Annotated in this window: 10 protein-coding genes; 4 read left to right on the top strand and 6 right to left on the bottom strand. The window is 59.8% G+C overall.

Annotated elements, in window-relative coordinates; all coding sequences use genetic code 11:
* Positions 1–429 precede the first annotated feature (429 nt).
* Entirely contained in the window at positions 430–630 is a 201-nt protein-coding gene (locus AC01YT_RS13000) for a hypothetical protein (RefSeq protein WP_476676081.1), read from the bottom strand.
* A gap of 141 nt (positions 631–771) precedes the next feature.
* On the opposite strand from AC01YT_RS13000, the gene AC01YT_RS12995 reads away from it, so the two are divergent.
* On the top strand, positions 772–3,021 hold the full coding sequence (locus tag AC01YT_RS12995; RefSeq protein WP_476676079.1) for a hypothetical protein: 2,250 nt from the start codon (positions 772–774) through the stop codon (positions 3,019–3,021).
* On the opposite strand, the gene AC01YT_RS12990 is transcribed toward AC01YT_RS12995, so the two are convergent.
* The 5 genes from AC01YT_RS12990 to gatC form a co-directional block, all read right to left on the bottom strand.
* Positions 3,018–3,695 carry an acylneuraminate cytidylyltransferase family protein gene (locus tag AC01YT_RS12990; protein WP_476676077.1) on the bottom strand — a complete coding sequence of 226 codons (678 nt, stop codon included), beginning with the start codon at positions 3,693–3,695 and terminating at the stop codon, positions 3,018–3,020. The two genes, AC01YT_RS12995 and AC01YT_RS12990, sit on opposite strands and share 4 nt — an antisense overlap.
* Before the next feature lie 5 nt (positions 3,696–3,700).
* Positions 3,701–5,416, bottom strand: a complete 1,716-nt coding sequence (locus tag AC01YT_RS12985; protein WP_476676075.1) for a M3 family oligoendopeptidase — start codon at positions 5,414–5,416, stop codon at positions 3,701–3,703.
* Positions 5,417–5,464: 48 nt separating this feature from the next.
* The gene (locus AC01YT_RS12980) at positions 5,465–5,911 is read right to left on the bottom strand and encodes a YccF domain-containing protein (RefSeq protein WP_476676073.1); all 447 of its coding nucleotides are present in this window, start codon (positions 5,909–5,911) and stop codon (positions 5,465–5,467) included.
* A gap of 89 nt (positions 5,912–6,000) precedes the next feature.
* Positions 6,001–7,479, bottom strand: coding sequence for an Asp-tRNA(Asn)/Glu-tRNA(Gln) amidotransferase subunit GatA (gene gatA, locus AC01YT_RS12975; protein ID WP_476676071.1), 1,479 nt, complete (start codon positions 7,477–7,479; stop codon positions 6,001–6,003).
* 3 nt (positions 7,480–7,482) lie between these two features.
* Complete coding sequence (gatC, locus tag AC01YT_RS12970) at positions 7,483–7,770, bottom strand: Asp-tRNA(Asn)/Glu-tRNA(Gln) amidotransferase subunit GatC (protein ID WP_476676069.1); 288 nt, start codon at positions 7,768–7,770, stop codon at positions 7,483–7,485.
* Positions 7,771–7,884: 114 nt separating this feature from the next.
* On the opposite strand from gatC, the gene AC01YT_RS12965 reads away from it, so the two are divergent.
* From AC01YT_RS12965 to AC01YT_RS12955, 3 genes are all read left to right on the top strand, one after another.
* On the top strand, positions 7,885–8,811 hold the full coding sequence (locus AC01YT_RS12965) for a hypothetical protein (RefSeq protein WP_476676067.1): 927 nt from the start codon (positions 7,885–7,887) through the stop codon (positions 8,809–8,811).
* A 62-nt stretch (positions 8,812–8,873) separates the two neighbouring features.
* Positions 8,874–10,559, top strand: a complete 1,686-nt coding sequence (locus AC01YT_RS12960) for a hypothetical protein (protein WP_476676065.1) — start codon at positions 8,874–8,876, stop codon at positions 10,557–10,559.
* Positions 10,560–10,637: 78 nt separating this feature from the next.
* Positions 10,638–11,137, top strand: a 500-nt coding sequence (locus AC01YT_RS12955; RefSeq protein ID WP_476676063.1) for an NAD(P)-dependent oxidoreductase, incomplete at its 3' end; no start/stop codon positions are given.

Genomic DNA, 11,137 nt, shown 5'->3' with positions numbered 1-11,137 from the left:
GGAAATGGGGTGAAAAACTGGGGTTCAAATTATCCCCGCACGACTTTCGTCGAACATTTGCTGTGATGACCATCCGCGCTGGTGCCCCATCACGGTTGGTTCAGATTGCAGGACGTTGATCAAGATATCCGCATGGTCGAGTATTACACCCGCGATATAACAGCGGTTGATTTAGGCCCCTACTTTCCAATAACAAATATCCAACAGCGGGTTCGGGGTTCGAGTCCCCGGTGAGTCACACATGGTGCATTTTTGGGGGAACGCCGCCCCCGAGTTCCTGACGAGCCTGCCAAAGGGCAGGCTCTCTTAATCCCCCACACTATAACCAACATGCCCATTCCATGGACAACATTGGCTCCTGAAGTCCAGGTATCGCCTTCTCGATGAAGGGCTCCCAAGGTTATCCCCTGGCATGTTTCAGGGTTAAAATCAGTCAACTCGTCGTCGGTCAATCCAGCCCGCCTGCGCCAGATCAGCAAAGGCTCGAACGCTTGTAAGTGGCTCCTGTGGTTGAAACCAGTGGCAATCAGGCAATTTGGCTTGGGAATAAAACGATCCATGACCAAACCGATGGGGCAAAACCTCCCCCCGCAACGTCGCCGCAATGTGGGCTTGGCGATGATTGGACATAAAGGCGCCAACACGCCACCGCCAGCCGTTTGAGGCGGGGGGTAATCTTCGGAAATGTTCCCTCTCTTCAATCGCGTCGCCTTGGGCAAACCCTGATTCAGATCAACCCGGTCACCCGTGACTTTCGGCTAAAATTAATGTATGGACACCCAAGCCGCGCCCTACCTACTCGGCAGCGGCATCTTCCCCTCGCTCCCCCTTGGACGCTACCTGCCGCGTTTACCCGGTGGTAGCCTGCGTGAGTGGCTGTATACCCACGTCCCGGCCCAGGCATGGGTGCTTGATCCCCTTGGCTTACACCCCCAGGTAGCCCTCGAAGCCGCACAGGCCGGTTATCGCGTCCTGGTAGCCTGCAATCACCCTCTGCTGGCGTTTCTGCTCCAAAACCTGGCCGCCGGCACGGGTGGAGATGCTTTCCGCAAAGCCCTGGCCGCCCTGCTGGCCACCCGCCGCGGGGAGCAACGCCTGGAACAGTACCTGCTCAGTCTTTATCAGACCACCTGTCCACGGTGTAAAGCCGTTCTCCCGGCCTCGGGTTACCTCTGGCAGCGCGGCGCTCATCAACCCCATGCACGCCTGCTCCACTGCCCTCATTGCGGCGAACAAGGGGAATTCACCCTCACCCCCGAGGATCTGGCTATCTTGCAATCTATTGGCGCGGCGCCGCTCCACCGCGCGCGGGCACTCAGCCGTCTTGGCGCCGCGGCCGAAGGTGAAGCGCGCTCCGCCGCCGAAAACCTGCTGCACCTCTACCCACCCCGCGCACTGACGGTGCTCTTCACCCTGCTCAATCGCAGCGAAGGCCCCGGCCTCACCCCTGAACAGCGTACCTTGCTCCATGCCCTGTTGATTCCCCTGCTCGACCGCGGCACAGCGCTCTGGCCGTGGCCGCACACCCCGCTGCGCCCGCGCTTAGTACAATCCCCACCTGTCTTCATGGAGATCAACTTGATGCAGGCGTTGGATGACGTCCTTGCCCTCTGGGCCGAGTTTACCACACCCATCCCGCTTACCCAATGGCCAGCGTTACCCCCGCCGGAGGGAGGGATTTGCCTCTTCCGCGGGCGTATGCGGACCCTGGCTACCCAACCCAACCTTCCTGCCTTTGGCGCGGTGCTGGCCGTGCTCACCCGCCCTAGCGCGGCCTTCTGGGGGCTCTCGGTCTTATGGACCGCCTGGTTGTGGGGCGGGGATGCCGCCCGCCCTCTGCTAGGATTTCTCAACCCACGTGCCGCAGCTTGGAACTGGCTCGCACATGCCTTGCACCATGTCCTACGCCCGCCGGTACGCCTGGTGTATCCGGAAACCCCGCTTTGGCTGATGGCGGATGAACTGACCCCAGCAGCCGCTTTAGCCGTTTTCCTGGGAGCGCACACTGCCGGGTGGGAGGTTAAAGCGCTGGCGTATGATCCCGAAGCGCCGGCCCTGCAAACCACCTGGCAGGTGCGCACGACGCCACTCCCCACCCCTACCGATAGCCCCAAGCGCTGTCTGCACCAGGCGCTTCTGCGCCACTTGAATGACCGCGCCGAACCTGCCGACTACCTCCCACTCTTTCTGGAGGGCATCCTGGCCTTGAGCGCACACGGCTACCTGCCCGCTACCATCGAGGACATGCCCACCGGTTATGCCGGACGCCTGCAGACCCTGGTGAACGAAGTCCTGGCCGATGCGACCACCTTCACCCGCCTGCACGCCCGCGCCGAGGGCGAAAGTGGCCCGCGTTGGGGGTTGATCGTTCCGCCCTCCCCCGAGACCCTGCCCCTAGCCGACCGCGCTGAAAAGGCCATGGTCGGTTATTTGCTCAACCATCCCACGGTGACTGCGATAGAGATCGAGAAAACTATACGCCGGCACTTTCCCGGCCTGATCACACCGCGGCGGGCCCTGCTACGAGCGATTCTCACCTCCTACGCGCAAGAGATGGAGACCCAAACCGGGCAGTGGCAACTCCGCCCCCAGGATCAGCCCGACCAGCGCCGCCGTGACCTGCAGGCCGTGGCACACGCTCTGCGCCACCTGGCGGCGCGGCTGGGGTATCAAGCAGAGGGAGAAAATCCCCTGCTCTGGCGGCATCCGCCCAGCAATGAAGTACGCTATGCCTTTTACTTACTGGCCTCGGCCATGGTATGGCGATTTCTCACTGCGCCCCAGCCACAGGCCCATCACCACGTGCTGGTGTTGCCGGGCAGTCGCGCCGGCCTGCTGGCTTATAAACTACAGCGCGACCCGCGCCTGGCAGCGGTCCTGCAACACGGCTGGCACGTGCTCAAATTCCGCCACCTGCATCGCGTAGCCGGCCAATCGGACCTCAGTCATGACCTGTGGGATGCCCTGCTAGATAGCGACCCGCCCCTCTGGCGCGAGACGGCGCAGATGAGTATGTTCTAGGCCATGCGCCGACTGAGCAACAAATCAGCAATGATGAAATCCAGTGGTTCGTCAATATCCAGCGCCTCTTCGCGCGGGATCTCGAAGAGATACGGTCGCTCGCCGATGCGGTTGCGCCGCTGCACTAACGTCTGGCGAGTGAAGAGGTAAAGGCACGAGTTTTCTTCGTAGATAGGGGGCAAATCCTGCGTGCGCAAAAGGATATTCGGATTATGGTTGATCGGGCGCGCCAATTGATCCCACAGGCGGGTTTGGATGCGCGTTACCCCGAAGAGGCTATCGTAAGCCGGATAAAGGTCGAGCAGGGTTTGGATTGCTCGTTCAATCGTCTCGGGGCGCAGCAGCGGGTTGGTGCTATGGGTTTGGAGGTAAAAATCGGCTTCCAGCAAGGCGGTATCGTGCATCAAGATTTCGTTCATCGGCACGGCATCTCCGCACAGATGCGGGGGGCGCTCAATGATCACCACCTGGGGATAGTGCTCGCGCAGGCCCTCGATGATGATCAGCGAATCGGTATCCACAGCGATTTGGGTGATCGAGGGGCAGTGCCGAAGGGTATCCAGGATGTGATGAAAGAGCGGCTTTCCCGCTAGCGGGCGATAGTTTTTACCCGGCACCCGCTCGGAGTGGTGGCGCATTGGCACCAGAGCCACGACGGTTGATCGTTCTGCCATGGGATTTACCTCCCCTGCTGGTCGTCTTCCCAGGTGTGCAGGGCTGCCTGCATGGCCTCCGTCACCTCGCGGAAGAGCGCTGTCTCAAACGAGAAGCGCGCGCCCGCTGTGCGATAGAGTTCGGGCAGGGGGCGACTGCCGCCCAGCGCCAACGCACGGCGGTAAGCGGTGACGGCCTCACCTTGATCGCGTTGGGCGTTACGCCAAACCTGCAGCGCGCCCAGTTGCGCCAGTCCATACTCGATGTAGTAGAACGGCACCTCGTAGATATGCAGTTTGCGCTGCCAGCCAGTCTTCATTTCCTCCTCCAGCCCGCTCCAATCCACGCCGGCCATGAAGCGCTGCCAAAGCGCTGCCCAAGTCGCATCGCAGCGGGCGGGATCTACGGCCTCTTCAGGATGGGTATACGCCCAGTGCTGGAAGCCATCCACCACCGCCATGAACGGCCAGAAGAGCAACGCCCCTTCCATTTGTTCCACGCGGGCGCGGTTAGCCTCGGCAGTTGGATAAAAACCACCGCGGGCCGCTTCGAGGTAGGGTAGGGTCAGGTATTCCATGCTCATCGAGGCCACCTCGGCGAACTCCATCGGAATCTCTAGCAGGTGCACCAGACGGATAGGGGCGGTTTCAAAGACGTGGAAGGCATGTCCGCCCTCATGCACCAAGGTGCTTACATCGTCATGGATGCCAACCGCGTTCATGAAGATGAAAGGACGGCGCTGAACGGCGAACTCCGTGCAGAACCCACCGGGGGCTTTGTTCTTGCGGTTTTCCAGATCCAAGAGGTTTTCGCGGCGCATGATCTCAAAATACTGCCCCAGAGTGGCATCTACCTGGGCAAAGATGTGCATCGCGCGCTCGGCCAGTTCGTCAGCCACGCGGAAGGGGCGCAGCGGCGGGCGTTTCAGCGGGTCGGCTTCAAGATCCCAGGGGCGCAGGGTGGTTATGCCCATCAGCCGGCGGCGACGTTCGTACCGCGCCACAGCCTGCGGCACTACCACGTCGGCAATGGCCTCACGGAAGCGCTCACAATCGGCAGGCGTGTAATCGAAGCGCAGCAATTGCTGCCAGCGGTAGTCGCGATAACTGGCAAAGCCGGCGTTGTGGGCAATCTGCTGACGCAGGCGGAAGAGTTTGACCCACAGGTCGTTAAGCGCCGCGCGGTCGGCCATCTGACGCTGGGACACCAAGCACCAAGCCGCTTCACGCCGCGCCCGGTCGGGATCCTGTAGCACAGGACGCATCTGCTGAGGAGTGCGTTCCTGGCCTTCCCACATCACCGTTTGGGCGCCAACAATGCGATCATATTCCTGGACTAACTTTTGCTCCTCGGCCAACAGGGGCAAGTTTTCCTCACGGAAAAGCGCCACCTCGGCGCGCATATTGCGCAGGGGGATCTCAAACCCCGCCGGCTCTAGCCCGCTGGCGAGCAGTTTCTGTTTTAGTTTTTGTTCTGCAGCCATTGCCTGGGGAAAAACATGGTCAAAGAAAGCATCCAGGCGCTGGCGAGCCACTTCATCGGCGGTGTTGACAGCAGTCGCCACATGCAGGCGGCTGCGCAGTTCCATCAGCCGCTCATCCAACGCCGACCAATCTTCCAGCCAGGCATTGACCGTCTCCGCCCGCAAGGGGCGTTGGAGCAGATCCTGGTAGTAAGGCTCAAAATTCGTCCACGTCCAGGACATCAGGGTTGAGGCATCCGAGGGCAAATCGTTCCACATCGTTTTAGGCTCCATGATTGGCCGGGGGAAACCGGCACAAGGGTTGAATTACAGGCGGGCCAACGTGGTTACAAACGGCACCTGGTCGAACATCCAAAACGCCAGGGGCAGGCCCAACCCCAGGCTCAGACCGGTCAGCAACCAGGCCATCGTCATCCAGATCAGGCTGAACCACCAGCCGATGAGCAAGAAATACGCTGCGCGTACCAGAAAGGGATATTGGGGCAGATCGCGGTGGCGCAACTGCACCCGTCCATCCACAACAACCACCTGCGTTTCACGGCGCACGGGGCGCAGGGTCATGATCACGGGCAAGCGGTTGAGCAGCCACAGCCCCAGCGGAAGGCCAATGATGGTCACATTGAGCACCCAGGCGAGGGCCGTCACGATTCCGCCAACCCACAAGCCGATGAAAATGAAATACAGCAGCCGAATCAGACAGCCAGGGCCGCGTTCTTCTGACAGGACAACCGCAGCGGGGGAGGTCGGGGACATTGTTCTTTCTCCTTTGCAAGATAAGTGCCGTCCGGTGAGGATCAGCCCTTATATCTACGCATACGCGCGTCCGGGGGTTGCGCCGCGGCTCAGGCCAGGGGTGGCTTGCGTTGGTGCCAGTCGGTGACCAATTGATAGGCGTGGGCCGCTTTGAAGAGCACGTCTTCGCGGAAGTGCGGCCCCATCAGTTGAATACCGATGGGCATGCCATTGCCATCAAAACCAACCGGGAAAGCCAAGCCGGGTACGCCAGCCAGGTTACAAGGCAGGGTGAAGACATCCTCCAGGTACATCGCCAGCGGGTCTTCGGTGTGCTCGCCGAGGCGGAAGGCTGTGGTGGGCGCCACTGGCGCGGCGATGACATCCACGGATTCAAAAGCGGTTTCGAAATCGCGCTTGATCAGGGTGCGCACCTTCTGCGCCTGGCCGTAATAGGCATCGTAATACCCAGCGGAAAGGGCATAGGTGCCGAGCATGATGCGCCGTTTGACTTCAGCGCCAAAGCCCTGTCCGCGGGTGCGGCGGAACATCTCCCACAGAGCATCGCTTTCCACGCGCAGGCCGTAGCGCACGCCGTCGTAGCGCGCCAGGTTGGCCGAGGCCTCGGCGGGGGCGATCAGATAATACACCGGCAGGGCATATTCGGTATGAGGCAGGCTGACCTCGTGTACACTGGCGCCGAGCGATTCCAGCACAGCGATGGCCTGGCGCACTGCCTGCTCCACCTCCGGCTGCAACCCGCCGATGAAATACTCCCGCGGCACACCCACGCGCAGGCCGCGCAAATCGGGCTCCGCGGGCAAGGTGATGGTCGGGATGGGTACATCCAGGGTAGTGGAATCAAGGGGGTCGTAACCGGCGATCAGGCTGAAAAGCAGGGCCACATCGGCCACAGTGCGGGCAAAGGCGCCGACCGTATCCAGGGATGAGCCGTACGCCACCAACCCATAGCGCGAGACGCGCCCATAGGTGGGCTTGATTCCGCTCACGCCGCAGAACGAAGCCGGCTGGCGCACACTGCCGCCGGTATCGGTGCCCAACGCCGCCGGCACCATGCGCGCGGCGACCGCTGCTGCACTACCACCGCTGGAACCACCCGGCACGCGAGTGGTATCCCACGGGTTGCGGGTAGGGCCATAGGCCGAGTTCTCGGTCGAAGAGCCCATGGCGAATTCATCGGTGTTCGTCTTGCCAACCACGACTACCCCCGCTTCCAGCAAGTGCTGCACGGCGGTGGCGGTATACGGGGGAACAAAGTTTTCCAGGATACGCGATCCGCAGGTGCAGCGCACACCTTCCAGGGTCAGCAGGTCTTTGATCGCGATGGGCAGCCCCAAGAGTGGGGGTAACGGTTCATCGGGATGGTGGCGGGCTGCCGCGCGACGCGCGTCGGCGGCTTCGGCCTGGGCCAGCGCCAGGTCGGGGGTGAAGGTGATAAAGGTATGCAGGGTTGGCTCCAGGCGCTCAATTTGAGCCAGGCAAGCGCGGGTGAGGTCACGGCTGGAGACTTCGCCCTGCGCCAGCGCCGCCAGCGCCTGGTGCACGGTGAAATCGGTCAACGCAGTCATGGGCTACTCCAACACCGGGGGCACGCGGAACTGGCCATTCTCGACCTGGGGTGCGTTGCGCAGCAGCGCCTCGCGGCTGAGGCCGGCACGCGGCTCATCCGGGCGAAGAACGCTGCGCGGGGGCAACACGCTGGCCGTGGGCGGGATACCGCTGGTATCCAGTGTTTGCAAGCGCTCTGCGTATTCCAAGATGGCTGAAAGTTGCTGGCGATAGCGCTCCAGTTCGTCTTCGGTCAATTCCAGGCGTGCCAGATGGGCAATGTGTTCAACTTGTTCGCGTGAGAGGCTCATGCTTGCAATTATACGCGATTCTGGAGTAGAAAGCGCAGGCGCAGAGAGCAATCCAGATGCTTGGGGCACATGCCTTTACCAAACGCCTATATAATGAAATCGCTGGAGCAAAGAATGAATGCCCTGAGTCCCATAGGAAGAGCGTTTTTGCCCCTGATCCTGGCGGTAACGGTGTGCTGGGCGCTGGCAGCACGGCGGCGTTTCCGGTTGGGGTTTGGGGTGGGGCTGATCGTCCTCTGGACACCGCCGCTGGTGATTGCGATGGTGTCCCTGCCCCGCCCACGGGAATGTGCGGTTTCTCCGCTCGCCTGTGAATGGGTAGGCATTGGGATGTGGATCATGAGCGCATGGGTGCTGGTAAGCACCCTGGCCTACTTGGCGCTGGCAAGGGTGATTCACGCCTGGTACCACCGCTATGTGCTACCCAAAGGTGAGGCACGGCTCTTGCCCGGCGCAGGAAGGCAGGCCGCAATCTTTGGGTTGGGGCTGGTGGTTTCGGCGCTGGTGGGTGCCGCGCTGGGGCGGGGGGTGGTTTTTCTGGCGGAGCAAGGGGCGTTTGTGACCTGGAAATCGCTGGGACGACCCCCTGACGAGATCGGCCTGGGGATACTTCCCGAGGAACAACCCGTTGCCATCGCCTATGCTGATGTGGGGCGCGTTTATCTCCGCACCAACGCCAACCGCTGGGTGTGGACAGAGCGCGACCTGTGCCTTAAGCGGCGCCGTAGCGGGGAAAACTGCTGGATGCTGGTCTCTGATTCGAGATACATTCCTACACCTTTTCCATCACCGACTTGCCCTGAATTCACCTGGGTCTATCCCCTGGCGGGGAAAACTCTGCAACGTGTCCGCATTGTGGAGTGCAGTGGGATTTGGCGGGCGCACGCGGAGTATGCGCTTTTAGCCAGTGGTGAGGTGCGGGTGTGGTACCACGAGACGTTTTCTGACCCGTTAAACCATCTGGCTGCGCTGATACTCGGGGGCCTGCTGGGAATGGGGGTGGGCAGTTTCCGGCTTGTCAGAGGGATGAAGCCAACGTAAAATTGGGCAACAAACTCAAAATCGGTGGGGTGGTCAATTTACAGTCATGAGGTAGGCCATACATGGGGCATAAACATCTTCGCATCACGCCAGAGAGGCACGGTGACCTCCTGGCGGTGGGCCTTTGGGTCATCCTTTACATGTTAATTGGCATTCGTACCTTGCCCTATTACAGCCTGACCTGGGATGAGGGTTTGGGTAACCTGTTCTTCGGTCAGCGCTATTTCTACTACTTTATGACTTATCGGGAAAAATACCTTGATTTCAAAGCCGAGTTGCGGATTGAGAAAGAGAACCCCTTCATCAACCTGTATAATTCGCCTTTTCGCGGCTCGCCGCACGAATTTCCCCCTCTGGCAGATACCCTTTCGGCTGCCTCTATGGTGCTGTTAGGGTTTAAGGCTCACTGGTTTGATCCCATCGATGCCTTTCACTTGCCCAAGGTGGTGCTGGCCAGCCTCTTTCTTTTTATTCTCTATTTGGGGGTTAAGCCATATATTGGTCGGTGGCCTGCTCTTATGGCGGTGGTCTTCCTGGGGTTATTTCCCCGTTACTGGGCCGATATGCACTTCAACCCCAAAGATATTCCGCTGCTGGTGTTGTTCGGCCTAACCATTCTGGCCTTTATTTGGTGGTACGATCGGCTGGATCGTGCTCCGTGCTGGGCTGCGCTAGCAGGTGCAGTGGGGATCGGTAGTCTGTGGGGGTGTAGCCTGGCGACAAAAGCTAATGCAATTTTTATTCCACTTATCCTTGGCGTAGGGATCCTTCCCTGGAGTTTGCGGCGTCAGGCTTGGGTTGAGTTCGGAGCAAAAATCAAAACCGCATGGGCATATCTCCTGCTCATCGGAATCACAGGGATTGGCGTGTATATCCTTTTATGGCCGTATCTTTATTCAAACCCTATCCAAGGCTTGAAAGGCTACTGGTTGGATTTCATCCTTTCCCAGGGTGGACGGAGCGGAACAGGGTATTGGAACCCGGAACCACTATTTCAAGTTATGGCGACCATGCCAGAGGTGATGTTAGTCAGTTTGTCGGTGGGCTTGGGGCTTCTGATTCACCGCGTGGCCCGGAATGACAACCCATTCTGGCGCATCCTTCTGGTCTGGATGGTTTTCCCAATCCTGCGTATCTCCGTGCCAGCAGCGGTCAACTTTGACGGCATTCGTCATTTCATGGAGTATGTACCAGCAGCTGCCGTCATTGCCGGTCTGGGGGCGGACGGCCTGGTGTCATGGATAAAAAAGAGGTGCTCCAATCTACCCCCAACAGCCTTTCAGGCCTTGTGGCTAATGCTTCTTCTGATCAACACCCTAGACGCATATCGCATCTATTTTCCTTATTTGCATGTCTACTACAACCGCGCCGCGGGTGGATTGCAGGGGGTGCGTCAATCGCGCTTTGGGGCCGATGCCACTGACTACTGGGCAGTCAGTTATCGCGAGGGACTGCGATGGATCAATACAAACGCCGAGCCCAACGCCGTGCTGGTGGTTCCCATCGCCGGTTGGATTGTGGACCTGACCCGCGAGATCTGGCTGCGCCCCGACTTACGCTTGATCCAAAACATCGATCTGGAAGAGCTGCGTACAATGCCTGGCATAAAATATGTGATGTTCATCCATCGAGAGAGTTTTTATAATGATTTGACGCGTTACTGCCTCGAGCAGCTGGCACCGGTTTACGAAATCCGCATTGATAATGTGCCGATTTTGTACGTGTTCAGACTAGAAGGTGGGGAGTAAATGGGTCATTTGGCCCAAATTCCATCTTCTTCCCTCATGGTATAATCCCTTGCGCAAATCTCCGCCTGAGGATGGTCCTTGGGATATACGGTTCTCATCTCTGCACCTTATTTTTTGGCTGTGCTGGAGCGCTTCCAGCCCTTGTTTGTTGCCTACCAAATTGACCTGATCACACCGGTGGTGCGCGAACGCCTAGAGGAGGAAGACTTGCTGGCCTATGCCGGGCAGTTCGATGGCGCCCTGTGCGGTGATGACCGCTTTAGCGCGCGCGTACTGGGGGCTTGTTCTCCACGCCTCAAAGTCATCTCCAAATGGGGCACGGGAATCGATTCGATTGACCGTGCCGCCGCAACCCGGCTGGGCATTCAGGTGTGCAATACCCCCAATGCCTTCACCCTGCCGGTTGCCGATACCGTCATGGGTTACATCCTGGCCTTTGCCCGTCAACTGCCCTGGATGGATCGTGCCCTTAAGGGCGGGGGCTGGGAGAAATTGCCCGCTCGCTCGCTCAGCGAGTGCACCTTGGGCGTGATCGGGGTGGGCAACATCGGCAAAGCCGTCCTGCGGCGGGCGCGTGC

The sequence above is a fragment of the Thermanaerothrix sp. genome, from assembly GCF_056331585.1.
Note: the sequence above shows the minus strand (reverse complement) of the source record. Positions and strands in the feature narration are given on the sequence as shown.